General features: G+C 29.6%; 29 protein-coding genes, 2 tRNA genes and 1 pseudogene. 13 read left to right on the top strand and 19 right to left on the bottom strand.

The features are described from left to right. The first annotated feature begins 3 nt into the window (after window positions 1-3). The 3 genes and pseudogenes from LNAT_RS03310 to LNAT_RS09000 form a co-directional block, all read left to right on the top strand. Window positions 4-1,128, top strand: coding sequence for a zonular occludens toxin domain-containing protein (locus LNAT_RS03310; protein WP_096258494.1), 1,125 nt, complete (start codon window positions 4-6; stop codon window positions 1,126-1,128). Beyond that, the gene (locus LNAT_RS03305) at window positions 1,088-2,296 is read left to right on the top strand and encodes a type II secretion system protein GspD (protein WP_096258493.1); all 1,209 of its coding nucleotides are present in this window, start codon (window positions 1,088-1,090) and stop codon (window positions 2,294-2,296) included. Before LNAT_RS03310 ends, LNAT_RS03305 begins: the two co-directional genes overlap by 41 nt. Before the next feature lie 64 nt (window positions 2,297-2,360). After that, window positions 2,361-3,026: pseudogene (locus LNAT_RS09000) on the top strand (replication endonuclease); the annotation flags it as partial. 591 nt (window positions 3,027-3,617) lie between these two features. Here the strand turns inward: LNAT_RS09000 and LNAT_RS03295 are convergent. From LNAT_RS03295 to LNAT_RS03260, 8 genes are all read right to left on the bottom strand, one after another. Further along, window positions 3,618-3,694 (bottom strand) — tRNA-Met (locus LNAT_RS03295). A 5-nt stretch (window positions 3,695-3,699) separates the two neighbouring features. Further along, a tRNA-Gln gene (locus LNAT_RS03290) sits at window positions 3,700-3,774 on the bottom strand. Window positions 3,775-3,833: 59 nt separating this feature from the next. Next, window positions 3,834-4,460, bottom strand: coding sequence for a HesA/MoeB/ThiF family protein (locus LNAT_RS03285; protein WP_096258492.1), 627 nt, complete (start codon window positions 4,458-4,460; stop codon window positions 3,834-3,836). Next, entirely contained in the window at window positions 4,453-5,613 is a 1,161-nt protein-coding gene (gene folP / locus LNAT_RS03280; protein WP_096258491.1) for a dihydropteroate synthase, read from the bottom strand. The genes LNAT_RS03285 and folP overlap by 8 nt, the downstream gene beginning before the upstream one ends. After that, the gene (locus LNAT_RS03275) at window positions 5,610-6,161 is read right to left on the bottom strand and encodes a hypothetical protein (protein ID WP_096258490.1); all 552 of its coding nucleotides are present in this window, start codon (window positions 6,159-6,161) and stop codon (window positions 5,610-5,612) included. The genes folP and LNAT_RS03275 overlap by 4 nt, the downstream gene beginning before the upstream one ends. Then, window positions 6,158-6,691 (bottom strand): HobA family DNA replication regulator, encoded by a 534-nt coding sequence (locus LNAT_RS03270; protein WP_096258489.1) that lies wholly within the window; start codon window positions 6,689-6,691, stop codon window positions 6,158-6,160. Before LNAT_RS03270 ends, LNAT_RS03275 begins: the two co-directional genes overlap by 4 nt. Continuing rightward, window positions 6,691-7,899, bottom strand: coding sequence for an aspartate kinase (locus LNAT_RS03265; protein ID WP_096258488.1), 1,209 nt, complete (start codon window positions 7,897-7,899; stop codon window positions 6,691-6,693). The genes LNAT_RS03270 and LNAT_RS03265 overlap by 1 nt, the downstream gene beginning before the upstream one ends. Before the next feature lie 20 nt (window positions 7,900-7,919). Continuing rightward, window positions 7,920-8,378, bottom strand: a complete 459-nt coding sequence (locus LNAT_RS03260) for an RNA pyrophosphohydrolase (RefSeq protein WP_096258487.1) — start codon at window positions 8,376-8,378, stop codon at window positions 7,920-7,922. A gap of 54 nt (window positions 8,379-8,432) precedes the next feature. On the opposite strand from LNAT_RS03260, the gene hemW reads away from it, so the two are divergent. Further along, window positions 8,433-9,515, top strand: a complete 1,083-nt coding sequence (hemW, locus tag LNAT_RS03255) for a radical SAM family heme chaperone HemW (protein WP_096258486.1) — start codon at window positions 8,433-8,435, stop codon at window positions 9,513-9,515. A 28-nt stretch (window positions 9,516-9,543) separates the two neighbouring features. Here hemW and LNAT_RS03250 read toward each other — a convergent pair whose 3' ends face one another. Genes LNAT_RS03250 through LNAT_RS08735 form a run of 6 tightly spaced genes read right to left on the bottom strand, consistent with a single transcriptional unit; the run spans window position 9,544 to window position 13,592 of the window. Then, window positions 9,544-10,275, bottom strand: coding sequence for a flagellar basal body L-ring protein FlgH (locus tag LNAT_RS03250; protein WP_238593972.1), 732 nt, complete (start codon window positions 10,273-10,275; stop codon window positions 9,544-9,546). 33 nt (window positions 10,276-10,308) lie between these two features. Continuing rightward, the gene (gene trpC / locus LNAT_RS03245; protein ID WP_096258485.1) at window positions 10,309-11,073 is read right to left on the bottom strand and encodes an indole-3-glycerol phosphate synthase TrpC; all 765 of its coding nucleotides are present in this window, start codon (window positions 11,071-11,073) and stop codon (window positions 10,309-10,311) included. After that, a complete protein-coding gene (locus tag LNAT_RS03240) occupies window positions 11,012-12,283 on the bottom strand; it encodes a tetratricopeptide repeat protein (protein ID WP_193817300.1) in 1,272 nt (423 codons plus the stop codon). The genes trpC and LNAT_RS03240 overlap by 62 nt, the downstream gene beginning before the upstream one ends. Before the next feature lie 24 nt (window positions 12,284-12,307). Continuing rightward, window positions 12,308-12,706, bottom strand: a complete 399-nt coding sequence (locus tag LNAT_RS03235) for a YkgJ family cysteine cluster protein (protein ID WP_096258484.1) — start codon at window positions 12,704-12,706, stop codon at window positions 12,308-12,310. A 14-nt stretch (window positions 12,707-12,720) separates the two neighbouring features. Next, a complete protein-coding gene (locus LNAT_RS03230) occupies window positions 12,721-13,404 on the bottom strand; it encodes a tRNA1(Val) (adenine(37)-N6)-methyltransferase (RefSeq protein WP_096258483.1) in 684 nt (227 codons plus the stop codon). Next, window positions 13,401-13,592: a hypothetical protein gene (locus LNAT_RS08735; RefSeq protein WP_096258482.1), complete on the bottom strand. Its 192-nt coding sequence runs from the start codon at window positions 13,590-13,592 to the stop codon at window positions 13,401-13,403. Before LNAT_RS08735 ends, LNAT_RS03230 begins: the two co-directional genes overlap by 4 nt. 43 nt (window positions 13,593-13,635) lie before the next feature. Here LNAT_RS08735 and kdsB point away from each other — a divergent pair, with 43 nt between their 5' ends. The 3 genes from kdsB to LNAT_RS03210 all read left to right on the top strand — a co-directional run bounded on the left by kdsB (window position 13,636) and on the right by LNAT_RS03210 (window position 16,348). Continuing rightward, window positions 13,636-14,340, top strand: coding sequence for a 3-deoxy-manno-octulosonate cytidylyltransferase (kdsB, locus tag LNAT_RS03220; protein WP_096258481.1), 705 nt, complete (start codon window positions 13,636-13,638; stop codon window positions 14,338-14,340). Then, window positions 14,337-15,242 carry a 4-hydroxythreonine-4-phosphate dehydrogenase gene (gene pdxA, locus LNAT_RS03215; RefSeq protein WP_096258480.1) on the top strand — a complete coding sequence of 302 codons (906 nt, stop codon included), beginning with the start codon at window positions 14,337-14,339 and terminating at the stop codon, window positions 15,240-15,242. Before kdsB ends, pdxA begins: the two co-directional genes overlap by 4 nt. Window positions 15,243-15,514: 272 nt before the next feature. Then, window positions 15,515-16,348, top strand: a complete 834-nt coding sequence (locus LNAT_RS03210; RefSeq protein ID WP_096258479.1) for a ferritin family protein — start codon at window positions 15,515-15,517, stop codon at window positions 16,346-16,348. Between the two features lie 8 nt (window positions 16,349-16,356). On the opposite strand, the gene LNAT_RS03205 is transcribed toward LNAT_RS03210, so the two are convergent. The 5 genes from LNAT_RS03205 to LNAT_RS03185 all read right to left on the bottom strand — a co-directional run bounded on the left by LNAT_RS03205 (window position 16,357) and on the right by LNAT_RS03185 (window position 19,525). After that, complete coding sequence (locus LNAT_RS03205; protein WP_096258478.1) at window positions 16,357-16,626, bottom strand: hypothetical protein; 270 nt, start codon at window positions 16,624-16,626, stop codon at window positions 16,357-16,359. A 63-nt stretch (window positions 16,627-16,689) separates the two neighbouring features. Further along, on the bottom strand, window positions 16,690-17,250 hold the full coding sequence (locus LNAT_RS03200) for a 2-oxoacid:acceptor oxidoreductase family protein (protein ID WP_096258477.1): 561 nt from the start codon (window positions 17,248-17,250) through the stop codon (window positions 16,690-16,692). Further along, window positions 17,250-18,080, bottom strand: coding sequence for a 2-oxoglutarate ferredoxin oxidoreductase subunit beta (locus tag LNAT_RS03195; RefSeq protein ID WP_096258476.1), 831 nt, complete (start codon window positions 18,078-18,080; stop codon window positions 17,250-17,252). Before LNAT_RS03195 ends, LNAT_RS03200 begins: the two co-directional genes overlap by 1 nt. 9 nt (window positions 18,081-18,089) lie before the next feature. Beyond that, window positions 18,090-19,229, bottom strand: a complete 1,140-nt coding sequence (locus LNAT_RS03190; RefSeq protein ID WP_096258475.1) for a 2-oxoglutarate synthase subunit alpha — start codon at window positions 19,227-19,229, stop codon at window positions 18,090-18,092. Next, window positions 19,226-19,525: a 4Fe-4S binding protein gene (locus tag LNAT_RS03185; RefSeq protein ID WP_096258474.1), complete on the bottom strand. Its 300-nt coding sequence runs from the start codon at window positions 19,523-19,525 to the stop codon at window positions 19,226-19,228. Before LNAT_RS03185 ends, LNAT_RS03190 begins: the two co-directional genes overlap by 4 nt. 215 nt (window positions 19,526-19,740) lie before the next feature. Here LNAT_RS03185 and LNAT_RS03180 point away from each other — a divergent pair, with 215 nt between their 5' ends. From LNAT_RS03180 to LNAT_RS03155, 6 genes are read left to right on the top strand one after another with little or no spacing between them, the layout of a single operon-like run. After that, window positions 19,741-21,606, top strand: coding sequence for a proton-conducting transporter transmembrane domain-containing protein (locus LNAT_RS03180; RefSeq protein WP_096258473.1), 1,866 nt, complete (start codon window positions 19,741-19,743; stop codon window positions 21,604-21,606). Then, entirely contained in the window at window positions 21,603-22,526 is a 924-nt protein-coding gene (locus LNAT_RS03175; protein ID WP_238593970.1) for a respiratory chain complex I subunit 1 family protein, read from the top strand. Before LNAT_RS03180 ends, LNAT_RS03175 begins: the two co-directional genes overlap by 4 nt. Window position 22,527: 1 nt before the next feature. After that, window positions 22,528-23,115, top strand: a complete 588-nt coding sequence (locus LNAT_RS03170) for a hydrogenase (protein WP_096258472.1) — start codon at window positions 22,528-22,530, stop codon at window positions 23,113-23,115. After that, the gene (locus LNAT_RS03165) at window positions 23,116-24,489 is read left to right on the top strand and encodes a proton-conducting transporter transmembrane domain-containing protein (protein ID WP_096258471.1); all 1,374 of its coding nucleotides are present in this window, start codon (window positions 23,116-23,118) and stop codon (window positions 24,487-24,489) included. It abuts the gene before it with no gap. Next, window positions 24,486-25,850: a hydrogenase large subunit gene (locus tag LNAT_RS03160; protein WP_096258470.1), complete on the top strand. Its 1,365-nt coding sequence runs from the start codon at window positions 24,486-24,488 to the stop codon at window positions 25,848-25,850. The genes LNAT_RS03165 and LNAT_RS03160 overlap by 4 nt, the downstream gene beginning before the upstream one ends. Before the next feature lie 9 nt (window positions 25,851-25,859). Then, complete coding sequence (locus tag LNAT_RS03155) at window positions 25,860-26,375, top strand: NADH-quinone oxidoreductase subunit B family protein (protein ID WP_096258469.1); 516 nt, start codon at window positions 25,860-25,862, stop codon at window positions 26,373-26,375. The last annotated feature ends 73 nt before the right edge of the window (window positions 26,376-26,448 follow it).

Raw genomic sequence — 26,448 nt, 5'->3', positions numbered from 1 at the left:
ATTATGATAACTTTAATTCTTGGAGTTCCTCGCTCTGGTAAATCTTATTTTGCTGTAAATTTTATTTATGAGGAAATTAAAAAAGAGAAATCTAAATATAAATATATTTATACAAATCTTAATTTAAATTATGAGAAATGTGAAAAATATAAAAAAGATTTTGTTAAACCTCTTATTTTAGATGAATTTTTAATGGAAGTTCATAAAGAGTATGAATATTCTCATTTATATAAAGATAATAAATTGTATGATGAAGAAACCGGCGAACTTATAAAAGATTTTGATTCTTATATGAAGAAATTAGGTATTTTTAAAAAATATAAAAATTCTTTAATTATAATTGATGAAGCACATTTGTATTTTACCGATAAAACTGAACCACATTTACTTCGTTTTCTTTCTTATCATGGACATTATGATATTGATATGTTTATTATTACTCAAAATAAATCTTTAATTAATCGTAAATATTTGGCATTTGTTGAACTTACTTATTTTGCCCAGGCTTCATCTAAAAGATTAATAGGAAATGTTTTTGTTTATAAAATTTACAGTTCTTATCAAACTACTAAAAATAATTATGCTGGAAAAGAAAAAATAACATTTTCAAAAAAGGTTGCTGATTGTTATAATTCAGGTTCTACAAGAAAATATAAATCTTTATCATCTAAATTAATTATTCCTGCTCTTATTGGCATTTTAGTTGTTTTTTTTGTATTTCATTTATTTCAAAATTATGTTAAATGCAAACATTTTTTTAGTTGTCCGATAGAAAATAAATCTAACCAGGTTACAAAACCTGGTCATAAAAAAATTAAAAAAAATTATTCTTTAAATAATAAAAATAAAAAAAATAATTATAAAAATAATGATGTAATTAATGATCTTACTGATTATAAATATTCTTATAATGCTAATTGTTTTAAGGTTAAATGTATTATTAATAATCAATATATTTTACCTCGTCCAGTTTTAGATTTTATTCTTTCAAAATCTTATGTTTTTTCAAAAATTCATTATATAACAAATGATTCTATTTATTTTAAATCCAATGTTGATATTGCACAATTTTTTCAAGGGGGTAATAATGAAGAAAATTCTACTACTTTTAGTAATTCTGTATTCTAATATTGTTTTTGCTTATGATTTAAAAAAAGTTGATTTTACTACTTTTTTAAATTATGTATCTTATCATTTAAATAAAAATATAGTTGTTGCTGATGATGTTCCTAAAAATTTTAGTGTTTTTATGCCTGAAAATATTATGAGTAAAACTGAAATTAAAAAATCCCTTATTTATATATTAAGGGCTAATCATTTAAAATTAAAAACTTATGGAAATACATATTATATTTATATTCCAAATCCCCCTGTTCAATCAGATTTTTTAATAAGGTTTAATTTTATACCAAAAAGTGTAATAATTAATTATATTAATAAGTTTTATCCAGGCTTAAAATTTCAGGTTTTTCAAAACCGTTTATTCATTCATACTACTTATGATAATTATGTTTATATAAAACATTTTATTACTTCTCTTCAATCTTCTTATAAACAATCAAAAGTTAATTTTCTAATTGTTGTTATTAATAATAAAAAAGCTAAACAGTTAGGTGCTAATCTTAATATAAAATCTCCTTTTCATAAAAGAATTTTATTTGATCTTATTACTGATACTGCTTCTGTAACTACTTCTTTACCAAGTGGTATTGATTTTAAATCATTTATAAGATTTTTAAATAAAAAAAATATTGCTCAGACAATAAGTAAACCGACTATAAATTTAATTGACAGTTTTAATTATACTCTTGAGAGTGTTCATAATATTCCTTATGTTACAAAAACTGTAAGTGTTGATAAAGATGGGAATCCTGTTACTAGGACAAATTTGCAGTATAAAGATGTAGGTTTGAAAGTTTATGTAAAAAATGTTTCTATTACAAAAAGATCTATTGATTTTGATCTTGATATATTTATTGATAATTTATTATCAATGACAAATAATATTCCTCTTATTGATACGAAACATTTTAATACTCATATTCAGTTAACTAAAAATAAGTCACATTATTTAATAGCAGGTTTAAGGTCTGTTACTACAATTGATAATAAATCTAATGTTCCTGGTTTATCAAAAATTCCGGTTTTTGGTTGGTTATTTAAAACTAAAAATAAAAATATTGAAGATTTAAGTTTTTCATTTTATATCAGTACAAATTTTTTTGAAAATATAAGAAGCGAATTTGCGACAACCGAGGACGGACGCTTGCGCCCGCCCGCAGGAGGAAGCAAATGAGCCTCTTGACCATTTATAAAGTATTTTCGTCAATATATTTTTTTAAATTTTTAGGGGGGTTAAAATGAATATAATGGAAGTTTTAGATTCATTTGGAAAATATAAATATGATTATGGTTTAACTAAAGATGATATACAATTCGCTATTGAAAAAGTTGAAAGGGCTAAATTTTTTTTAGATAATCAAATAATCAATTTGCCCGATGGTCGTCCTGCAACTTTATCTCAAGTTGTTTCAAATTGGTATGTTAATCCTCATAGATATGTTTCTGAAATTAAGCATAGAATTTATAGTCTTCATAATTATGCTGTTGCTAAAGATTTAGTTCCTGTATTTATTACCATGACTTTACCAACTGAATATCATCGTTATAAATTTATTACATTAAAAAATGGTAAAGAAGTAAAAGTAAAAAATAATAATTTTAATTCTGAATTTTCTGATTTAACTCCTAGAGATTTAGTTCAAATTCTTAATAATAATTTTAAGAAAATGATGAATTTAAGGGCTTTTAGAGATATTGATAAAAATAAAAGATTATATTTTAAAGTTATAGAGCCTCATAAAACTGGTGATCCACATTTACATGCTATGTTATATATTCCAAAAGATAATGTTTGTAAATTTTGGTCAAATTTTATTTATTTATGTAAAGAAAAATTAAAAATACAGTATGATATTCAAATTAATATTTTAAATCCAGTAAATTATATGATTAAATATATTTTAAAAACTATTGATGATTATCGTTTTGAAAATACTAAATTATTTCAGTATTCTCCACTTGCATTGTGGTATATTCGTTGGGGTATTCGCAGATTTTCAATGAGTCGTAATTTTGTAAGAATTGATTTATATCGTAGATTTAATGGTAAATATACTTTAAATGAATTAACTAATTTAGTAAAAAATGGTGTTATAGAATATTTTAGAAATTTAAAAAATCAAATTACTGATATTTTTTTAAATGATGAAATAATTGGATCTATAAATTTATGGACAAAAAAAGATTATTTTGATTATAATCCACCTTTTCAGATGCCTAAATTAAGGGAAAAATCTATACCTGTTTATGATGAAAATAATAAAATTATTGGTTATACAAATGGTTGTGAATATAAAGAAATTAATTCAGATTTTAATATTAAACCTTTATCAAAAATGACCAGGTTAGAATTGGTACAATATGAAAATGATTTATTAAATGAATTTGATAATCCATTTTTAGATGAAGAAGATTTAGATATATTAGTAGATAAATATGTAATATTTAATAAATATGTTGATGAGGATTATAATTATCAAGAAGTCCCGAATTTTTGGTTGCGGGGGGAGGATTTGAACCTCCGACCTTCGGGTTATGAGCCCGACGAGCTACCAGGCTGCTCTACCCCGCGTCAATTGGCTGGGCTGGGAGGATTCGAACCTCCGAATGCTGGAGTCAAAGTCCAGTGCCTTACCGCTTGGCGACAGCCCATCATTTTTGGGTGATGAAATTATATATAAAAACTTTTTAAAAATCAAGAGCAACAGGGATTAAATTTTAAATTTTTTTATTTTTAAATCATCTTTAAAATCAACATAATATAAAATTTCTTCTTTTAATTCCCCTATTAAATATTTTATACCGAGCATTGCCTCAATACTTGCAATAAGACTTACCATTGGGGGAATTTGCCCTTTTGGAGATAAATTTTTAGTAGCAAAAATAGAAAAATCGGCATCTTCAAAAAATCCCACCTGTCCGTAATATTCATCCACACTTGCATAAACCCAGGGTAATCTGCTATTTTTAGCAAATTTATCTATTTCTTTCCTTGTTTCAAAATTATCGGTGGCATCAAAAATCAAATCCACATCAAAATCCATATTTGAATTAAATTTACCTTCAACTATTTCAATTTGAGTGTTACATCTTTTAATTCTATCGCCTAAAATTTTAACCTTACTCTCTCCTATATCTTTTTTATAAAATTGTATTTGTCTGTGAATATTATGTATTTCGATTTTATCAAAATCAATAATTGTTATTTTTTTAAGTCCAATGCAACTTATAAAAGTTGCCAGGGAATTTCCAAGTCCTCCCGCCCCAACTATTAAAACTTTTTTATCTTCAAGAAGTTTCTGCTTATCTCCAAGAAGTTCAATTTGTCTTCTAAACATCAAATTTCCCAATTTCTTCAAATACTTTTAAAGCCTGAAAATGCTCGGCTACATCATGGCATCTTACAATACTTGCCCCGTTTCTTACGGCTTCTTGATGAATGGCAAGAGTTCCAGGAAGCCGCTCGGCTGGGGTTGTCGAGCGGTTATATTTTTTCATAATCATATCTATCATTGATTTTCTGCTAGCACCTATTAATAATTCATAACCAAAATGTAAGAAATGTTCCATATGTTTGATTAAAGCTAGATTATCCTCAAGCCTTTTTCCAAAACCGATTCCAACATCCAAAATAATATCTTTTATTCCAAAAGAATTTGCTTTTTCAATTCTTTCTTCAAAAAATTCATCCACTTCCAAAATTACATTTTCATAAAAAGGATTTTTTTGCATATCTTTTGGAGTTCCTTTTTTATGCATAATTACAACACTTGCATTAAATTTTGCTGCGACTTTTGCATACTCATCACTTTCAAGCCCCGTAATATCATTTGCAATTTTAAATCCTCTATCAAGTGCATACTCTAAAACTTTTGCTTTAAAGGTATCTATGCTAAAAACTGCTTTTTCATACAGTCTGTTTTTATAAATTTCATCAATTATCGGTTTTACCCTATTTAATTCTTCTTCAACTCCCGGATAAACGCTTCCGGGTCTGCTTGAAACTCCTCCAATGTCAATAATATCTGCCCCCTCTTCTATCATTTTTTCAATCACGCTAACCGCTTCAACCCCTTTGAATCTGCTGCCTTCAAAAAAAGAATCGTCATTTGCGTTAATAACCCCCATAATTTTTAAAGGAAAACTGGGCATATTTATAAATTCTTTTAATTTTTTTGCCAAATCTTTAAGCCCAAAAGGCTGAGATAGTTCTTTTTTTACAAGAATTCTCAATTGCTTTTCATTACAAAAAAGCAGGGCATCAAAAATTTTGTTTTTACAATTAGGCACTCCGATAGGCACTGCAAGTTCAGCCCCTATACTTAAAGCATCCTGCTTTAAAATATTAGCAGCTCCGCAAGTTATATTTTTAATATAAAAAATAAATAATGAATGTTTTTGTTTCATTATTTCTATTCCGGCTTTATCAACACCCATTTTCTGCATTAATCTTTTTAGATCAATATTAGGATTTAACTTATATATTTTCATTCTTTTCCTTTAAAATAAAGCATTATATAAGCTAAAACAGCTTTTTTTTCTATATTTAATTCCAGCATTTTAACAGCATTACTTAAAACTTTTAATTCTTCATTTTTCAAATTTTTTTTATTTATCAAGTTGTATATTATAAGCTTTATTTCTTCTTTGTCCAAATCTTTTTTTAATAAATCCAATATCAATTCGTTATTAATTTTGTCCAAATTAATATCTAGTTCTTGTTTGTTTTCATATTTTTTATATTCTATAGACAATCTTGATTTAATAGTATCAATTAATGCATATTTTGAAGTAGTGACCAAAATAAAATCTGTATTGGCAGGAGGTTCCTCTAAAATTTTTAAAAGTGCGTTTTGGGAAATTAAATTATACTTTTTGGCAGCAATTAAGATTGTTTTTTTATTTTTACTTGTTAAATATGAAACATCTTTTAACATACCTACATGCTCTACCTTAAATTCATCAACAACTATTTTTTCATCTGCTTTTGTTTCTTCAATCAACTTTTCAAAATCATTGGTGACTATAATTTTACTCAAATTTCTACCTCACCAAAAATCACACCTTTTAATGTTTCATTCAATAAATTAACTAAATGTATAAGTTTTAAATCCAAATTTTCATCAATTGATTTTAAAAAGAAGTTTTTATGCAAATCCATATCCATAATCCAGAAAAATGAATTCTCTTTTCTTCTTGCAAACTTAAGCATTGGTGTTTCAACACCGATATACCAGAAAATATAATTTTCATTAAAAGTAATGTTTAACATATCTTCAATTAAATCAAAATGTTCGGTAGTTTTGGCATTTTCTATTTGAGGAACTAAAGAAATTAAATCAAAAAAAGGAACAAAAGAAGGTTTGAAATCCTGAAAATTGTTTATTTTATTTAAAATATATTGACTCAACCACTTTCTTTTGTAATCTGTAATAATAAAAACACTTCTCCCCTCAATTACCTGAGATAAAAATTCACTGAGTAAAGGCACCCACTCAAGCCTTTTTTCCTCCATCCATTTTAAATTTTTCTCACGAATATATTTTAATGTAAATTCGTTTAAATCCATCATTTATCCAGATTATATGCTTTATGCAACGCTCTAACGGCAAGTTCCCCGTATTTTTCATCAATAACCATTGATATTTTAATTTCACTTGTAGAAATCATTAAGATATTTATATTTTCTTTGGCCAGAGTATTAAATGCTGTTGCCGCCACTCCACTGTGAGATTTCATACCAACACCTACGACACTCACCTTTGCTATGTCTCTGTCGTATTCTATTGCTTCTGCCTTGTTTTCATATTCTTTTAAAACTTCTTTTGTAAGTTCTAGTTCGGTTTCAGGTACTGTAAAAGTAAGATTTGCTTTATTGTCTTTTCCCACATTTTGAACTATCATATCAACATTTATATTTTTATCAGCAAGTTTGCTAAAAATTTCCGCACTGATTCCAGGCCTGTCTTCCACTCCAAAAATACTGACTCTTGCCTGGTTTTTATCCAAAGCTATTCCACTAACTAAAACTTTTTCCATATCAGGTGTCTCCTTTGTGATTAATGTACCTTTTATTTCCGGTTTAAAACTTGATTTTACCTCAATATCAACTCCGAGTTTTTTAGCAAGTTCCACTGAACGAGACTGCATTACTTTTGCCCCAAGACTCGCTAGTTCAAGCATTTCATCATAACTTATTACATTTATTTTTCTAGCTTTTGGCTCAATTCTCGGGTCTGTCGTATAAATTCCGTCAACATCTGTATAAATTTCACATTTATCAGCGCCGAGTGCTCCGGCAATTGCAACGGCGGTCAAATCACTTCCGCCTCTTCCAAGAGTTGTCACATCACCTTCTTCACTTATACCTTGAAACCCTGCAACAATTACTACTTTTCCTTCATTTAAATGTTTTTGCATTTTCGCAGGATTAATATCCATAATTCTGGCTTTTGTATGGTCTTTAGTAGTTTTTATTCCCGCCTGTCTTCCGGTTAGCGCAATTGCTTCTATACCCATTGACTGAAGAGCAATTGATAAAAGTGCACTCGTTACCCTCTCACCTGAACTGACTAATAAATCCATTTCTCTTTGGGGCGGAGTTTTGGAAAAATAATTAGCAAAATCAATAAGTTTATTAGTCTCACCGGCCATAGCAGAAACGACAACAACAACATCGTTTCCTCTCTCTTTTGTTTTTTTTACTATATTTGCAACATTTTTAATTCTGTCTAAATCACCTACACTTGTACCGCCAAATTTTTGAACAACTAACATTAAACTCCTTTATATTACACTTATAAATATCCGTTTTTTTTAAAATATTCCAACACTGTTTTATAAACAGGTCTTTTAAATGATTTCACATAATCAAATATTTTGTCAACAGGTACAAATTTATAATCTTCAAATTCAGGATTTTCGGTGTTTAAGTTAATTTTTGCACCTTTTTTTAATTTGACTAAAAAATATTTCTGTTTTTGCCCGTCATACGGATACATTTTTTTCGCAATAATTTTTGGAAAATCATATTTTTGCCATTCAGGCATTTTTGCAATTATTTCAACTTCATCTGTACCTATTTCCTCTTTTAATTCCCTAAGCAATGCTTCTTCTTCACTTTCTCCCTCATCTATTCCGCCTTGTGGAAACTGCCATGCATCCACATCATTTCTTTTAGCAACCAATATTTCCACTTTTTCCGGATAATTTGGAGAAAGCACAACAGCAGCTACATTAGGACGATACTTTTTCAATTCACAGCCTTTTTTAGTAAAATTATATCTAAAATTAAAAGTGAAAAGTGAAAAATGAAAAGTAAAAATACAAATAAATTACTCTATATTCACATACCTTTTTGTGATAGCAAATGCAATTACTGTGCATTTAATTCTTATACAAATATTAATCATTTAAAAAAAGAGTATTTTAATGCCATAAAAAAACAATATTTACATGATACAGATTCAAATATACAATTTGAAACAGTGTTTATAGGTGGCGGCACTCCGTCTACCATGCCTGTAAATTTTTATGAAAATTTATTTACATTAATAGAGGAAAATATAAAAAATGCAAAAGAAATCACAATAGAAGCAAATCCGAATGTGACTTATGAATGGTTAAAAGAAATCAAAAATTTAGGAATTAACAGAATCAGTTTTGGAGTCCAAAGCTTTAATGAAAAAAAACTAAAATTCTTAAACAGAAACCACTCCCCTACTCAAGCTATAAAATCAATAGAAAACGCCAAAAAAACGGGGTTTGAAAATATAAATCTGGATTTAATCTATGCAACGGCCCTCGATAATAAAAAACTGCTTGAAAATGATTTAAAAATAGCTTTTAATCTGCCAATTACTCATATAAGTGCTTATTCCCTAACTATTGAAGAAGGAACAAAATGGGAGGGGGATTATTCAAAAAGAAAAGAGGATGAAATACTTGAAATTTGGTTTATTGACAAAATAAAAGAAAGATTTTTCCACTATGAAATATCAAACTTTGGAAAAATTTGTCTTCATAATTTAGGATACTGGGAAGGCAAAGAATATACGGGACTCGGTGCCGGAGCGGTGGGATTTAAAAAATTAAAAATTAAAAATGGAAAATGGAAAATTTTCAGATATTACACTCAAAACAGTGTCTATGAATATTTAAAAAACCCAACAAAATATAATTATGAATATTTAAGTGATGAGGATATAAAAAAAGAAAAAATATTTTTGGGACTTCGCTCCATTGTAGGATTTGACGAAAAAATATTAAATATTAAAGAAAAAGAAAGAACCGAAACCTTAATTAATGAAAAAAAGCTTTATAAAAAAGAAAATAAAATTTATTCTAATGATTTTTTACTTGCAGATGCCCTAACTAAATTTATTATTTCTTAATTTTACATTTTCCATTATCCATTAAATATTACCAAGGAGCAATAGCTTCCCAAATTTTAGCAAACCAATTTTTTTCTATATTTCTTTTTATATCGCCTTCTGTGAAATATTTAATTTTCGCATCGGCAATATATTTTGAATCTATGGTATTATCGGCACTGATATCCTGCGGCCTGATTACACCGCATAAAGCAATTACCTGCTTTTGCCCGTCTAAATAAACTTCCCTGGTTCCGTAAATATAATAATTTCCGTTTTTTAATACTTTAATAATTCTTGCACTGATTGTTGTCTGAAAAAGTTCGTTTCTCTGTTGAGTTCCGCTTCCGTTAAAAGTTCTGGAAGAATTCATACCCGGTAGACTCAATGAAATCCCAGTTTTCCCAATATGGGTAGAATGACCATTAACATTAACATCTCCGCTGATTCCGGCATCAAAAAGTCCGCCGCTATCGCTGTTGGATTCTGAAAGTTTTTTGCTGGCCTGAGATGATTGTTTTACTGTTTCTGTAATCAACACAGTTACAATATCATTGACTTTCATAGCTTTTGTATCAGAAAAAAGATTGTCACCATTGGTAAATAATGAACCCGGATTTTTAGGATAATTAACATCTTTGCTAGGCATTTCTTCTACATATTTTGGGGGTTTCATATTAATAGTAGGGTCCATCGGATGGGTTGCACACCCTACAAAAAAACTTAATACTATTAAAGTTATAATTAATTTTCCATTATTCATTATCCATTTTACATTCATGTAATTATTGCCTTTTTTAATAAAAAGCAAAAATTATTCCACTCCTTTTAATTTCAGTACTTCTTTTTTAATATCTTTTTGCCTCATAAAATGTTCACCTACCAAAAATGCATCAATACCGTTGTTGTGAAGTTTTTTTACCGTTTCAAAACTGTTAATCCCGCTTTCAGCCACTACTATCGCATCTTTTGGCAACATTGGAATTAATTTTTCACTCAAATCCATATGCATTTCAAACGTTTTTAAATCCCTGTGATTAAATCCGATTATATCCGCCCCCACTTCAAGAGCCTTTTTTAAATCCGCCTCATCATGAATTTCAAACAAAACTTCTAAATTAATACTTTTCGCAAAATCAAATAGTTCTTTTAATTTTTGAGTATCAAGCGCTTTTGCTATTAATAAAATAAAATCTGCCCCCGCATTGTAAGCCTCGGCAATCTGATAAACATCGATTATAAAATCTTTTCTAAGAAGTGGAATTTTTGCAAATTTGCTTATTTCCCTAAGATAATCCAGACTCCCCTGAAAAAAGAAAGGCTCAGTCAGAATACTCATGGCATCGGCTGTTTCATTATAAATTTTTGCTATTTCTATCGGATTAAAATCCTCTCTTATAATTCCTTTACTGGGAGAGGCTTTTTTAACTTCGGCAATAATTCTATATGGATTATCCGGTGTGGATTTTAAAGCCTTTTTTACATCTTTAAATTCCCTTTTAATATTCAGCAGTTGATCAATGCTTTTTTCTTTTTTTAAATTTTGTTGAGTTTTGTTTATGATTTTTTGAAGTATCATTTAAACACCTTTTGATAAGTTTTTTGTGTCTGTTTATTTCCTCATCATCAGTTTCTATATTTTTTATTATATCCCATGCAATCTTACATTTATGGAGTTTATAATACCCCCATGCCAGTGAATCTATATAAGCAGGGTCATCAGGTTTTACAATAAGTGCTTTTTTTACATACTCTATACCTTTTTTCGGATTTATATCAAAATCAATTAAAAGGAATCCCAAAAAATTATTTATAAAATCATTATCAGGATAGAGCTTTGCTAAAAATCTAAGCTTTGGAATAACCTCACGTGCAGCCTCTTTATTTTTGTATGCTTCAAACTCATAAATACAGTATTTTAAAAGATAATTCGGATTATTGCTTCTTTCATATAATTTCAATAACAGATTTGCCGCTTTTTTATATTCTTTAAATGTTTCATAAACTATCAGTTTATATTCATCACCCAGATTATATTTATTAATTAATTTAACAGCCTTTTTCTCCTCCCCCATATCAATATAAAGCTTCAAAGCAAATAAAATATACTTTCTGTCTTTTTCTCCCATTAAAGAATATATGTAAGCTAAATTTTCAAAATCCTGAGTTTCTTTATATATTTCAACAAGTCTCTTGCAGATATCTATTTCGCATCCGTATATTTTCAAATGAGTCCTGAGATAAGCCAGTGCTTCATTATATTTTTTTAATTTAATTAATAAATCACTTAAAGCTAAAAGGGTATTTTTATTATGATTTAAAGCATAAAGCGATTTTAAATAATTAACCGCTTCATTTAACTTATTTTCTTTTACCAAAATATAAGACATCAATTCATAAAACAGTGGCTCTTTCTTATTTAAATACCTTAAAAGCTCTTTTTTAGCTTCTTCATTTTGTTTAAGTTCAAGTAATGTAAAAATTCTGTATTTAAAAGAATCCTCATCCAGATTTTTAATATCTTTTGTTAATTCCAAAACCTTTTTATATTTTTTGGCAAAAAACAGATCTTCAATTTTTTTATCATAATACCACGGTTTATCTGTTTTTTTATATAAAAAATCATAAATATCTGCTGCTGCGGTTAAATTATTATCATTTTCCAAAACCAACGCTTTTATAATATATTTATCTTCATCTTCAAAAACTTTTTTACCAATTTGAGGAGATTTAACACTACATCCGACAAAAATCAGTAATATTACCAATATAAATTTTATATATTTCATCTTTAATTATCCATTTTCCATTTTTCATTTTTCATTAAAAACAACTCCCGGACATTCTTTTTTTAATTCATTCAAATATTTTTTATCTCTGTATCTGTCCCAAAAAGGATATGTTCTGCACTGTTTCGGTCTTACAGGATAAATATCGCACCCTTTTTTTTCTTCGTTAAAAAATATGCATGCAAACCCGTTTTTGTAAGGTTTTTCTTTAATTGAAAATTTATAATCTATTTTTATTAAAAATCTGTCGATAAAAATATTTTTATCAATTCCCAAAAATTTAGCAATTTCTTCAATCTCTTTCGGATTTACCCATATATAACCACTCTCGCCAATACAGCAGTTACCCTCACATTCTTTACATGCATCAGGATTAAATTTAAAATCAAATCCGTCTTTATTTATCAATTTTCCATTATCCATTTTCAATTTTCCATTTATATTTTCATGCTTTTTGTATCTGCTTTTTTATAAATTTCAGAAGCTTCAGCTGAATAATTCTCGCCTTCAAAGCCAATTAACGGAGAACAAACGCTAACCATTGACCTGGCATGCCTTTTAGCCCTTATCAATACCAGTGTGGCATTTTTATTAATTCTCGGATGCATAAATCTTATATCCGTTATTTTTAAAGGCTTGGGCAAATTTAAAACAATTTCATCAATCCTTTTTGCATCATAGCAGAAAATAAATTCTCCTCTCTCTTTAAGCAGATTATTCACTTTTTTAAAAAATTTATTCATTGGTAAAAATTCCTCATATCTTGCCGTTTTTATAATCTCATTTTCACTTTTTAACGTTCCTTTATAAAAAGGGGGATTTGAGATTATATAGTCATATTTTTTATTAAATTTATATTCTAAAAAATCCGCATTTATAACCTCAGCTTCCAAATTGTTTTCTTTTAAATTTTTTAAAATAAATTCGCTCATTATTTTTTGTTTTTCAACAATGGTTAAATTTATTTTAGGAAAATCCCTTTTAATTAAAAGCCCTAAAACTCCACACCCTCCGCCAACTTCTAAAACATCGCCTTTAATATTGAATTTTGTTGCGAAATCATACAAAAACATAGTGTCAGAATTATAACAATATCCGTTTTGGGGCTGATATAATATCAATCTGTAAGCCCTAATTCGTCTAAAATAGGTTTTATATCTTCTTCGTAATATTTCATTAGTAAACTGGGAATCAAGCTCATAGCTTCCTTGTCGTGTTTCCATTCTTCTATTTTTTCCAAAATTACACTTTTTTTCTTTTCATCAATATGTTTTGCATTTTTTACTTTTTCTTTAATTTTTTCAACCATAACCGACCTTTTTTTTGTAAAATTATACCTAAAAAGGAAATCAATGATTATAATTCCCGCAAGACTTTCCTCAAGCCGTCTTCCGAATAAAGTAATATTGGAAATTAAAAACAAACCAATCATAATCTGGTGTGCCGAAGCCGCAAAACAGGTTGACGATGTGGTAATTGCAACAGACTCAAAAGAAGTTATTGATATTTGTAAAAAATACGGATTTGATGCAGTAATGACTAATAAAAACCACAAAAGCGGAAGTGACAGAATAAAAGAGGCGGCAGACAAATTGGGCTTAAAAGATGACGAAATTGTTATAAATATGCAAGGAGACGAGCCTTTTTTAGAGCCTGAAATTTTAGAAAAAGTAAAAAATAAATTAAACGGCCTTGAGAGAGATTTTAAAATGGTAAGCTGTTACAAAATCATTAGTGAACTTGAAGCGGAAGACCCAAATTTGGTAAAAGTTGTAATAGATAAAAATTCAGACGCCCTTTATTTTTCACGCTCAAAAATCCCTTACAACAGGGATAATAATCCTCATCAGTATAAAGGACATCTCGGAATTTACGGATTTGATAAAAAAAGTCTTGACATATTCACCAAAATGAAAGGGAAACTTGAACACATTGAAAAACTTGAACAGTTAAGGGTTTTGGAAAACGGTGAAAAAATAGCAATGATTGAAGTTAAAAGTAAAAGCTTTGGAATAGATACAAAAGAAGATTTAGAAAGAGCGAGGCAGATGGTATGAAAGTGGCGGTAAGTATCGGGGATTTAAATGGCATTGGGCTTGAAATTGCATTAAAAAGCCACAACAAAATAAAAGAATGGGTTGAGCCGGTTTACTGCATAAATAAAAAAATGCTTGAAAAAGGCGCAAAATTATTAAATTATAAAATCCCGGATGATTTTGAAATAGTAGAAATTGAAGGGGAATTTGAGATAAATCCGGGTAAGATTGATGAAAAAAGCGGTCTTTATTCATATAACAGTTTTTTAAAAGCAATAGATTTGGCACAAAAGAAAAAAGCCGATGCAATATGTACACTTCCTATTAACAAAGAAGCCTGGGCTAAAGCCGGAATTAAATACAAAGGTCATACGGAAGTTTTAAGGGATATTTTCAAAAAAGACGCAATTATGATGCTTGGATGTGAAAAACTTTATGTTGCACTTTTTACAGAGCATATTCCACTAAAAGAAGTGCCAAAAAAAATTAAAAAAGAAAAACTGATTCAGTTTTTTATAGATTTTTATAAATCGACGCATTTTGAAAAAGTGGGAGTTCTTGGACTTAATCCTCATGCGGGAGACGGAGGTGTTTTAGGAGATGAAGAGATAAAAGAGATAATGCCCGCAATTATTGAAACCAATGAAATATTAAATCAAAATATTTTTTACGGCCCTCTGGTACCCGATATTGCATTTAAAGAAAAAAAAGGCAGATTTATAGCAATGTATCACGATCAGGGACTTGCGCCTCTTAAAGCGCTATATTTTGACGAAAGCATAAATGTTTCACTAAATCTTCCGATTTTAAGAACATCAGTAGACCACGGAACGGCATTTGATATTGCCTATAAAAGAATAGCTGATACAAAAAGTTATGAAAACGCTATTAAATACATTATTAAACATAAAGATATTAAATAAATAACCCAAAAATAAAAATATTACACGCTCTGGAATTTAAAAAAAATTTTGCGTTAAAAAAAATTGCATTTAACCCGTTAGGGCTACGTAGCTGTTTGCGATTTTTAGAAAAATTTGAGTAATGCGTAGCAAAATGAGCTACTTAGCTGTAATATTTTTATCTTTAAAATTTTTAAAATTATATACATTTAGTCAATACAATCATAAAAATTGATTTATATCAATAAAAAAATTTTCTCTTCTGATATAATTTATAAAAAAAGGAGTAATTAATGATTGATTACCAAAAACTGATAAGATTTACACATGAAAGTTTTATAAAATTTATTTACGCAAGCGTTATGGTAAAAGAAATGGGGGCTAGAAAGCTATTTGAAGATATTGCAATGTTTAAATACAGACATATGGTATGGGCTATGAGCGATGCAAAAAATGAGAATGCAAAATTCAATATGGATTTCAGCACAGATGAAATAAGAAAAATAAAAAAAGAAAATGCGGTAGATTTACTGGAAGAGCTTATTAATGATCTAGAAGAAAATTTAAGATTTTACAGGGAATATAAGACTCCTACAATCGAAAGACTTAAAAATGACGATGAATACTTTTTAAATCAGATTAAAAAACTTGACCTGGATTGTAAAATAACCTCATTTAATGAAAACAAAGAACTACCGGGAGTTACTCTTGATGAAAACGCAAAAGCGGCTCTTGTATTTTTCTTAATGGAAGAAACATTCAAAGAATATGAACTTATTACAATCTATTCATATTTAAAAGTTCACTCAACCAACGAAACAGCAAATTCCGCTTTCACAGATTTGGCATATGATTCAATATACCATTTAAGAAGATTTGCAGAACTTGCTTCTCAAATGGGAGTACTAACTCTTCCAAGACCGATACCTCACGATAAATATGAAAATATCGGTATCATAGAATTTTTAAAAGAAAACATTGAAGAAGAAATGGACGCTGAAAAACAATGTTTAATCTTAGCTGAAAAAATAGGAAATGAAGAACTTAAAAACTTTTTATTATTTATTTCACGCCAGGAATTATATCATGCAGAATTACTAAAAAAAGCTTTAGATTCTATCTCTTAAGCTCTTTTTTAAAACAAATCCTCAAAATTATAATTAAGTATAAGAATAATAATAATTCCTCCCATTAAACTTGCAATGGCACTTAAAATTTGATTATCTGGAAATAAAAAAATATCCATTAACATCCAGCTTCCCCTCCAAAACGCAACAACTCCAAGAGCAGCTACTAAAGCGGCAATTCCCCTTTTATGTTTATTTTTCAATTGGTCTTTGATCTGACTTTTTAATTGATATTTTTCTTCTTTCATTTCCATTTTTTTGAATCTGTTTTCTTTCATAATAAATCCTTAAAACAACAAAAAATTTATACAATTATATATTAAAAAGAAAAAAAGGAGAGATTAAGAAGAATATTTAGCTAAAACTTCTTCAGCTTCTTGATAACCAAGTTCGAATGCTTTTTTATTAATTTCCACTGCTTTTGGAGGTACGGTTTGAATCATTGTTTCATATACCATTTCTTTATCAAGATTATTCATTCTTGTTGCAATTGCAAGCGCTACAACTGATTGGGTAATAACGTTTCCTACCTGCTCTTTTGCAATAGTAATTACTTCAATAGGAAACATTTTCCATCTTGCTTTGTCATCATCACTTGGATAAACCAAGTTTGGTTCATATACAATAATTCCGCCCTCTTTTACACCGTCTTTAAATAATTGATAAGATTTATCAGCAACACTTAACATAAAATCAATTTCACCGTCAACCGCATAAGGATAAAGAATAGGCTCGTCATCTAAAATAATATCAACTTTAGTAGGACCACCCCTAACCTGAGAAGTATAAGTACCGACCTGCACTCCGTATTTTCCAGCTCTCACGTATGATCTTGCCAAAATTTCACCGGCAAGAAGGACACCCTGTCCTCCAACTCCTGTAAATCTTAATTGTTTTCTCATTATTTGCCCCTTACTCTTTCAATTAATTTATAATATTCTTCGCAATATTCAGGTTCTTGTTTTTGATATAAAATTCCCCTTGGTTTTTTACCCTGTTGTTTTAATTCATATTTTTCTTCATCACTCAATTTATCCCATTTCGCTTTTGGAATTAAATTACTTTCAATCCAATCCATATTTTTCTTAGCCTGTCCTAATTTATTTTTTCTACCGAAGTTTACATGGCAGTTTGAATGAACATCTACAAAACTGAACCCTTTATGCTCAAATGCTTTAACAAATATTCTTTCCAATTTTTGAGCTTCAGCCACGCTCTCTCTTGCTACAAAAGTAGCTCCAGCACCTTTGGCCAATTCACAGGCATCAAAAGTAGGATCTATATTCCCGTACTGAGTTGTTACAGACCATGCACCTTTTGGAGTTGTAGGTGAAACCTGTGAATTTGTAAGTCCGTAAATAAAATTATCCACCAAAATAAAATTTAAATCAATATTTCTTCTACATGCATGAATAGTATGATTACCACCGATTGCAAGCCCGTCACCATCACCTGCAACTACGATTACATGTTTATCAGGATTTGCAAGTTTTACACCTGTTGCGTATGCAAGTGTTCTACCGTGAGTAGTATGCACAGTGTTTGCATCAATATAACTAGAAAATCTTCCACTACATCCGATTCCGCTAACTACGCATACATCATTTTTATCCCAACCAAGTTTTGCCATAGCTCTGATAACGGCTTTCATAATAATACCATCACCACATCCCCAACACCAAAGTGTCGGCATTTTATCTGTTCTTAAATAATAATCGTAATTAAATGCCATTTTTTCTCCTTATACCATTTCTTTTATTTTTGCTTTAAATTCTGCAGGACTTATAGGTCTTCCGTTTGCTTTAAATAATGTTTCAAAAGTTTCCGCTTTTCTTCCGCTTGCTCTTTGAATTTCTTTAAAATACTGACCTTTATTCATTTCAGCCACCAATACTTTATCAAATTTATTACATACTTCATCTATTTTTTCTTCAGGGCTTGGCCATAATGTAATTGGTCTAAAGAGTCCTACTTTAATACCTTCTTCTCTTAATTGTCTAATAGCTTCTTTTGCTGCAAGAGATACACTTCCATAAGCAATTACTAAAATATCTGCATCATCCATCATATATTCTTCATAACTTTCTATTTCGTCTTTATGAGCCAAGATTTTATTAAACAATCTGTCAATTAGTTCTTGTGAAAGTTTAGCATCTTCAGTCGGGAATCCCGTAGGTCCGTGATGAAGTCCGGTAATGTGATATCTGTATCCTTTAAAGAACGGATTTAAAATTGCAGGCTCATCCGCAGGTACATTGTAAGGTTCATATTCAGCAGGATCTCCTTCATATACCCTTCTGTTTACTATATTTTTTTCAACTTCATCTTTTGGAGGTAAAACAGCTTTTCCTACCATATGTCCAAGTGTTTCATCAAGTAACACAAACACTGGTGTCATAAATCTCTCAGCCAGATTAAATGCTCTGACTGTTTCGGTATAACACTCATCTAAACTTCCAGGACATAACGCAATTGACTGATAATCACCATGAGTCGGAGCAAGTGCCTGAAGAATATCCTGCTGGGCAGGTCTTGTTGGAAGTCCTGTTGATGGACCTCCTCTCATAACGTTTGTAATTACAAGAGGCACCTCAGCCATAAATGCAAGCCCTATTTGTTCTGCTTTAAGTGAAATACCTGGACCTGATGTGTTTGTCATCGCTTTAGTACCACTCATACTGGCACCAAGTGCCACTGAAATACCTGCGATTTCATCTTCCATCTGAATAAACACTCCTCCTACTTTTGGAAGTAATCTACTCATTTCATGTGCAATTTCACTTGAAGGGGTAATAGGATATCCGCCAAAAAATCTGCACCCTGCATCTATTGCCGCCAAGGCTGCAAGTTTATTTCCAGTACTAACTACTTCTCTCATTATTTTTCTCCTTTTAACTTCTTAACTTCATTAAGCTTTTTAAATTTATATTCATCTCTTTCAGCTACAAAAATACAGAAATCAGGACATTCAAGTTCACATTCCCTGCATCCGATACAATATTCAGGATGAGATACTTTAACCATCTGACCTAAAATATTATGAGGATCCGGTACCATTTCCAAAACACCGGTTGGACAAAAATCAACACATAATTCACAACTTTTACATTTTGCTTCATCTACCCATACAGGTGTATTCGCTGGAGCTTTTAATTTAAAATCAACATTTAAAGCCATTTATTCTCCTTTTATCTATTTGTGTATATATAATACCAAATTAAGGATAATTTGTTTTAATCTGTTTTTTAAAGTTAAAAATTTATTTTTTATATGTTACTTTTTGAAACTAATCAAATTTTTAAAATTTAATGATATTTTAAATATCTTTTTTAAGAATAAGTGCTATAATTTCGCGTAAACTTTCCTATTTCAATTTACTCTAAAGGAAGTAAATGTTTGATTTTAACCCTTTTTCAATGTTGTTTGGTTTTTTAATATTACTAGGTGTAATTCCAAATCTATTTTATATGGCAGGATATCTAAACCATATAGAAAGAAAATTTCATTTTTTATTACACTATTTTACTTTCATTATTTCAATGTTTGGTGTGGTACTCAGTAACAATATTCTTGTATTTTTATTTTTTTGGGAACTCATGAGCCTCAGTTCATGGCAGCTTATTTTAACCGAACCGACTCCTAAAAATTTAAAAGCGGCAAGATTTTACTTTTTTATGACACATTTTGGTTTTGTATTTATTCTCTTCTTTTTCTTGTTGGTGTCACCGGACAATTTAACAATGTCTTTTGATTATTTGAAATTAAATATCCAAAATTTTAAATATCCTACATTATTATTTTTATTAATGTCACTTGGATTTTTAAGTAAAGCGGGAGCCGTTCCATTACACGTCTGGCTTCCATATGCTCACCCGGCAGCCCCGTCTCCGGTATCTGCATTAATGAGCGGAGTAATGCTAAAAGTTGCTATTTTTGCATTTTTAAAATTTCTTTTTATGTTTAACTACTGGCCGATTGAATGGGGAATAATAATTTTAATAATAGGCGCTTTAAGTGCTCTTATCGGTGTATTATATGCCCTCAGTGAACACGATATAAAAGCGCTTCTTGCAAACCATTCGGTTGAAAATATAGGTATTATATTAATAGGTATAGGTGTTGGGATGATATTTAACACCCTGAATTTACCGATTATCAGTGCTTTTGCATTTATTGCGGCAATTTATCACACATTTAACCATATGAGTTTTAAATCCCTTTTATTTATGAGTGCAGGAAGCGTACTTTACGAAACCCATACAAAAAATATTGAAAAATACGGAGGACTCATCAAAAATATGCCAATAACCGCATTCAGTTTTTTAATTGCGGCCATTTCAATTTCAGCCCTGCCACCTACAAACGGATTTTTAAGTGAATGGATGATATTTCAAAGTATGTTAAGCTCAGGCGGAATAAACAATATTGCCCTAAAACTTGCTTTTCCGTTTTCAATTTTTGCACTCGCCTTAACTGGCGGACTTGCAATCGCATGTTTTGTAAAAGCATTCGGTATTTCATTTTTAGGACTTCACAGAAGTGAAAATGCAAAACATGCAAAAGAGGTAAACACATTAATGCAAATCGGACAGATTTTAATGGCGGTAGTTATAATTTCTTTAATGTTGTTTGTACCGTTTATTATTAAATTTATAAATCTTTCAACACCTATTTTAAACATTTATGATAAAATTTTTCCTAATATCTGGATTATGAAAAGTGTAAACGGAAATGGAGGAAGCATTTCTCCTCTTATTTTAGTAATTGCCTTGATTGTTGTAACATCGGTTATTTACTTTATTTATAAATCACTGAATATAAAAGAAAGAGTTTATCACACATGGGCCTGCGGATATGAAGTCGGAGCTACAAACCAATACTCTGCAACAGGTTTCGCAGGACCTATTAGAAAATTCTTTACTTGGCTTTACAGACCTAAAGAACATAAAATCACAGAAACACTTTCAGGGCATAAAACCAAATTCAGTTATTCTTTTTACGAAGTTCATGTAAAACCGTTATTTGAAGAAAGTTTATATAGTGGCACTGTAAAACTAGCAAATATTATAAGTTATTATGTATATAAAATTTCACACTTTGAAAAAACAAAATATGTGGCACTTATTTTCAATCTCATTATTTTAGTATTATTCTCTTACAGGGTGTTTTATCACGAAATAAGCTGGGGGAATATAGTACTTGAAATAACTATAATAGCAATTTTCACTAAAATCCTTCTTTTAGGAGACAAAAAATGATTATCAATTATTTTTTAACCATAATTTTTATAGCTTTAATTTCACCTTTTTTAACAGGTCTTATTAAATCAATAAAAATGTATTTATTATTTAAAAAACCTCTTTCACCTTTCCAACCGTATATTGATATTGCAAAATTATTCAAAAAAGAGGTAATTTATTCAAAAGAAACAAGCATTATCTCGAGAATATCACCTTTTTTGGTAATTTCACCTCTTGTAATAGTATTGTTCCTATTACCACCAATTTACTCTAAAAGTTTTTATGTTTCTTTTATGGACGCATTTACAATTACAGGGCTTATGAGTTTATCAACATTTTTTTTAATGCTTTTAGGACTTGACAGTGCCAGTAGTTTTGGAGGTATAGGTTCAAGCAGGGAGGCATTTATTTCAGCACTTGTTGAACCTGCAATGGTATTAACCATTTTTGCAATTTCACTTATGGCCGGAAATATTTCCATTTCAAAAGCAGCAGTATCTTTATCAACACATTTTCCAGTAATTTACAGTGCAAGTTTTATTTTAGCGGCTATAAGCTTTTTTATACTTTTAATAGCGGAAAACGGTCGTATTCCTGTTGATAACCCCGAAACCCACCTGGAACTTACAATGGTTCACGAAGCAATGGTTTTGGATGTGAGCGGCGCCAATCTTGCTTTAATTGAACTTGCCTCAAGTTTAAAATTTGCGATTTTTGCAACTTTGTTTGCAACTTTATTTTTACCTTTTGGAGAAAATTTATGCTGGTGTTTGGCATTTATAGTTTTTATAATAAAACTTCTTTTTATATGTTTGGCAGTTGCTTTAGTGGAACTAAACACAGCAAAGCTTAGACTTTTTAAAGTTCCAAACTTACTTGCTGTATCATTTGTATTCGGATTTCTTTCACTTACAACTTATTATATTTTAGGAGCATAAAATGGTAAATATTTTAATAGGATTCTTTATTGCCTTTTTGATAATTGAAGCAATTACCACAAGATTATACGCCTTATATTTTTGGTATGGGATAAATTCTCTTTTTTTGGGATTAATTGCACTACTTATTGGACTTGAAATAAATGATAAAGCTCTGCTTATTTCAGGAAGTTTGACAATTATTATAAAAGCTTTGTTAATACCGGTTATAATGAAATATTTAACACAAAAATTCGATATTCCCAGAAAAATAATTCCCAAAATTCCCATTTATTATCAAGTCATTATTATTCCAATAATATTAGTTTTTACATATTATTTAATCACACCGATAATAAATAATTTTGAAATTCACAAAAATTATATAGCTATTTCAATTGCGGCTTTATTTATTTCAATGCTTATAACAATAGAACATAAAAACATAGCTGCTCAGATAATCGGTTTTTTAAATATAGAAAATTCACTGTTTTTACTTGGAATTTCAGCAACCGAGGGAATGCCAATGCTTGTAGAACTTGGTATTTTTGTTGATTTATTAATGTTAATTATTATCATAAACCTACTTTTCAGATATCAAGGAGAATAAATGGAACTTATTTTTATACCTCCAATAGCAATTTTTATTTTAAGCTTTTTTAAAATAAACAGAATTTTAATGAGTTTAGTGGCTCTTACAATTATTATTCCGGCAATTTATATTTTTACACATCATTTTACTAATTCACTTTTTTATGTAGACAATTTAAACGCATTTGTTTTATTAATATCATCAATTGTTTCAATCGGTATCAGTATAGGTGCAATAAGCCTTAAAAAAAGAATGAATTTAAAAGAGGAACATTATAAAAAATTTTACAGATTTTATGGAATTTTCTGGCTAGGGGTAATTATTTCAACTTTGGCAAACAACATGGGTGTTTTTTGGATAGGACTTGAATTTGCAACCCTTTCTACTGTTTATATGATTAAAATTCTTCCTACAAAAGAAGCACATACACAGGCATGGAAATATCTTATTGTCGGAGCTATTGCAATTGCTTTGATTCTATTTGGAATTATTTTAATATACGCTTCTGGTAAACCTGTTTTGGGTGAAGAGGCAATGAACTTTTATTATTTAAACGCAAATGCCAATAAACTAAAACCGTTTCTTTTTGAATTGGGATTTGCGATAGTAGCGGTTGGAATGTTTATTAAAATGGGATTTTTCCCCATGAATTTATGGCTAGCGGATATTGAAAGATATTCTATTTATCCTGTGGGGGCTCTTTTTAGCGGTATTTTAGAGAGTGCAATAATTCTCGGATTTTTCAGGTTTTCAAAAATAGCAATGGCTGTAAATTATTCCCATTTAATAGGATTTGTGTATATTTATGCTTTTTTTACGCTTTTTATTGTAAGTTTTCTAATCTATAGAAGCAAAGATTATATCAGACTTTTTTCTCTTTCAGGAATTGAACATATGAGCTTAATTGCAATTTTCTGGATAAGCGGCGGTTATTTTGCAGCTCTTTTGCATTTTGCGGCTCACGCATTATTCAAACCGGCTCTGTTTTTAAGCGGTGCAATACTTGAACAAAACAGCAAATTTAAATTTAAAGGTTCTTTAAATTTACCTACAATGGGAAAAGTTTTAATTTCAGCACTTCTTTTAGGCGTAATATCACTTCCTCCAAGTCCAATGTTTTTCAGTGAAATATTCGGTTTTAAATCTATGATTGATTTAGCTACAAATTCTGCATATTTTGAATTGATGGGAATTACAATTCTTTTAATGCTGGTATTTTTAAGTGTTATTTTTTATAAATTTGTAAATATCTATCAGGAAGGTTTATATTTGGAAGATAAAAAAGGGAGTGTTGAAAAAAGCGAATATATAATGCTTTTCTGGTTTACTTTGGCATTAATTATATTATTAACTCCTGCATCATTTAATTATATCGGAGGGATTGTAAAATGAGACTTATAGCAAGATTCGCACAAGAAAATGAAAATAATTTTGAGATAATTGATGTATTTGACATAGAAATCAAAAAAACAAAAATTGATAAAAACAATCCTGTCACCTCGACACTTACAAACAAATATCCTGCTGCAATATGGATGGAGAGAAAAATAAGGGATGAATTTGGGATAAATTTCGAAGGGTGTGTGGATACAAGACCTTTGGTTAAACACGAAAGATTTCCAAAAAACATTTACCCTATGAGAAAAAATTTTCAAAAAATAGATATTGAGTTCGGCGAATTTGAACCTTACGAATATGAAGAGGTAAAAGGGGAAGGTGTTTTTTATGTACCTGTCGGTCCAATTCACGCTGGAATTATAGAACCCGGCCATTTTCAGTTTTCACAGGCCGGCGAAGATATGCTGCATTTGGAAGTCAGACATTTTTACAAATATAGAAGCATAGAAAAAATGTGTGAAAACAAAAAACCATTGGAAATTAAAAAAATAATTGAGAGAATCAGCGGTAATGAGTCTATTGCATACCAGATAGCGTTTTTCAATATTTTAGCCAAATCAGCTGGGATAGAATTAAATGAATCATTTAAAAACAAAAGTGCAATTTTACTTGAAATGGAAAGAATTATTCACCATTTAACAGATCTCGGTTTTATCCCAAATGACGCCGGTTTTGCTCCGGCTCTCGCTTTTATGAGCAGACTCAGTGAAGATGCAAGAAGAACTTTAGCAAAAGTCACAGGACACAGATTTGGATTTGGGGCTATAAATGAAGAGATGAAATATGATTTCAGTGAAATTTTTAAATTTATAAATTATTTAGAGGAAAAAATCAACTTTTTTGAAAACTGGATAATTGACATTCCTTCACTTTGGGACAGATTTGATACCACAGGAGGATTAAGCCATGAAAAAGCCCAAAGATATGGGGTTGTTGGAGTTGCTGCAAGAAGCAGCGGCGTAGCGATAGATACAAGAAATAATCAGTGGTATAAAAATAGAGGTTTCGAAATTCAAGTAAGACAAAAAGGTGAAGTGAGCGATAGATTTCTTTTAAGAATTGCGGAAATTAAAAATTCTATTCAAATAATCAGAAACTGTAAAACGGATTCAAATGAAAAAATCGAATTTAAAGAATTTAATGACGGTGAATTTCATTCATTTGTTGAAAGCAGTATAGGTGAACTATTTATGTATATTAAATTAAAAGACGGTGTAATTGACAGATTTTATGTAAGAGATCCGAGCCATATAAACTGGCAAGCGTTTCACACAGCAATTTATAAAGATATTATTGCAGATTTTCCACTCATTAATAAAAGTTTTGATTTAAGTTATGCAGGAAATGACCTTTAAGGAGAAGAAATGCTTAGATTTTGGAAAGAGAGATTTAAAACCGGAATTGTTACAGAAAATCCTGAAATTGATAAAGAGTTAGAAGAAATTAAAAAAAACTTAAAAGATAAAGTAAAAAAACTTTTTGCCGGCAGCCTTGCAATTAGAATGGTTGACAGTGGAAGCTGCAATGCGTGTGAAGCAGAATGTAATGCACTAAGCAACCCATATTATGACTTAGAGAGACTAGGAATCCATTTTGTAGCAAGCCCGAGACATGCTGATATTTTACTTGTAAGCGGCGTAATGACAGCAAATATGTACCATCATGTATGGGATGCATATAATCAGGTGCCATCTCCAAAATGGGTTATAACTTTAGGCGATTGTGCCAAAGATTTAGGAGTTTTTGAAAAAACATATGCCATAAAAGGTGTTGATTTACCGGTAGATTACCATATCCCGGGATGTCCTCCGACTCCAAAGGATATAATGCAGGGATTAATTGAATTTTTAAAAAAAATAGAAATTAATAAAGAAAAATAAAATTCATATCCCAATTTATTTTTTATTTTTTTCTTTTTTATTTTAATAGTGTCAGATACTTATTCATTAAAAA

It is taken from the genome of Lebetimonas natsushimae (assembly GCF_002335445.1).
Taxonomy (GTDB): Bacteria; Campylobacterota; Campylobacteria; order Campylobacterales; family Nautiliaceae; genus Lebetimonas; species Lebetimonas natsushimae.
The sequence above is the reverse complement of the archived record's forward strand: the minus strand, read 5'-3'. Positions and strand labels throughout refer to the sequence as shown.

What these genes read in the sequence shown, in the direction of transcription:
- LNAT_RS03165 (WP_096258471.1), top strand. Translation starts at nt 23,116, where the DNA reads ATGGAACTTATTTTTATACCTCCAATAGCAATTTTTATTTTAAGCTTT.
- LNAT_RS03235 (WP_096258484.1), bottom strand. Translation starts at nt 12,706, where the DNA reads ATGGATAATGGAAAATTGATAAATAAAGACGGATTTGATTTTAAATTT.
- LNAT_RS08735 (WP_096258482.1), bottom strand. Translation starts at nt 13,592, where the DNA reads ATGGTTGAAAAAATTAAAGAAAAAGTAAAAAATGCAAAACATATTGAT.
- LNAT_RS03175 (WP_238593970.1), top strand. Translation starts at nt 21,603, where the DNA reads ATGATTATCAATTATTTTTTAACCATAATTTTTATAGCTTTAATTTCA.
- LNAT_RS03270 (WP_096258489.1), bottom strand. Translation starts at nt 6,691, where the DNA reads ATGGATTTAAACGAATTTACATTAAAATATATTCGTGAGAAAAATTTA.
- LNAT_RS03155 (WP_096258469.1), top strand. Translation starts at nt 25,860, where the DNA reads ATGCTTAGATTTTGGAAAGAGAGATTTAAAACCGGAATTGTTACAGAA.
- LNAT_RS03200 (WP_096258477.1), bottom strand. Translation starts at nt 17,250, where the DNA reads ATGAGAAAACAATTAAGATTTACAGGAGTTGGAGGACAGGGTGTCCTT.
- LNAT_RS03195 (WP_096258476.1), bottom strand. Translation starts at nt 18,080, where the DNA reads ATGGCATTTAATTACGATTATTATTTAAGAACAGATAAAATGCCGACA.
- LNAT_RS03310 (WP_096258494.1), top strand. Translation starts at nt 4, where the DNA reads ATGATAACTTTAATTCTTGGAGTTCCTCGCTCTGGTAAATCTTATTTT.
- LNAT_RS03180 (WP_096258473.1), top strand. Translation starts at nt 19,741, where the DNA reads ATGTTTGATTTTAACCCTTTTTCAATGTTGTTTGGTTTTTTAATATTA.
- folP (WP_096258491.1), bottom strand. Translation starts at nt 5,613, where the DNA reads ATGAAAATATATAAGTTAAATCCTAATATTGATCTAAAAAGATTAATG.
- LNAT_RS03160 (WP_096258470.1), top strand. Translation starts at nt 24,486, where the DNA reads ATGAGACTTATAGCAAGATTCGCACAAGAAAATGAAAATAATTTTGAG.
- kdsB (WP_096258481.1), top strand. Translation starts at nt 13,636, where the DNA reads ATGATTATAATTCCCGCAAGACTTTCCTCAAGCCGTCTTCCGAATAAA.
- LNAT_RS03250 (WP_238593972.1), bottom strand. Translation starts at nt 10,275, where the DNA reads ATGAATGTAAAATGGATAATGAATAATGGAAAATTAATTATAACTTTA.
- hemW (WP_096258486.1), top strand. Translation starts at nt 8,433, where the DNA reads ATGAAAAGTAAAAATACAAATAAATTACTCTATATTCACATACCTTTT.
- LNAT_RS03210 (WP_096258479.1), top strand. Translation starts at nt 15,515, where the DNA reads ATGATTGATTACCAAAAACTGATAAGATTTACACATGAAAGTTTTATA.
- LNAT_RS03205 (WP_096258478.1), bottom strand. Translation starts at nt 16,626, where the DNA reads ATGAAAGAAAACAGATTCAAAAAAATGGAAATGAAAGAAGAAAAATAT.
- LNAT_RS03170 (WP_096258472.1), top strand. Translation starts at nt 22,528, where the DNA reads ATGGTAAATATTTTAATAGGATTCTTTATTGCCTTTTTGATAATTGAA.
- pdxA (WP_096258480.1), top strand. Translation starts at nt 14,337, where the DNA reads ATGAAAGTGGCGGTAAGTATCGGGGATTTAAATGGCATTGGGCTTGAA.
- LNAT_RS03285 (WP_096258492.1), bottom strand. Translation starts at nt 4,460, where the DNA reads ATGTTTAGAAGACAAATTGAACTTCTTGGAGATAAGCAGAAACTTCTT.
- LNAT_RS03240 (WP_193817300.1), bottom strand. Translation starts at nt 12,283, where the DNA reads ATGAAATATATAAAATTTATATTGGTAATATTACTGATTTTTGTCGGA.
- LNAT_RS03265 (WP_096258488.1), bottom strand. Translation starts at nt 7,899, where the DNA reads ATGTTAGTTGTTCAAAAATTTGGCGGTACAAGTGTAGGTGATTTAGAC.
- LNAT_RS03185 (WP_096258474.1), bottom strand. Translation starts at nt 19,525, where the DNA reads ATGGCTTTAAATGTTGATTTTAAATTAAAAGCTCCAGCGAATACACCT.
- LNAT_RS03305 (WP_096258493.1), top strand. Translation starts at nt 1,088, where the DNA reads ATGAAGAAAATTCTACTACTTTTAGTAATTCTGTATTCTAATATTGTT.
- trpC (WP_096258485.1), bottom strand. Translation starts at nt 11,073, where the DNA reads ATGATACTTCAAAAAATCATAAACAAAACTCAACAAAATTTAAAAAAA.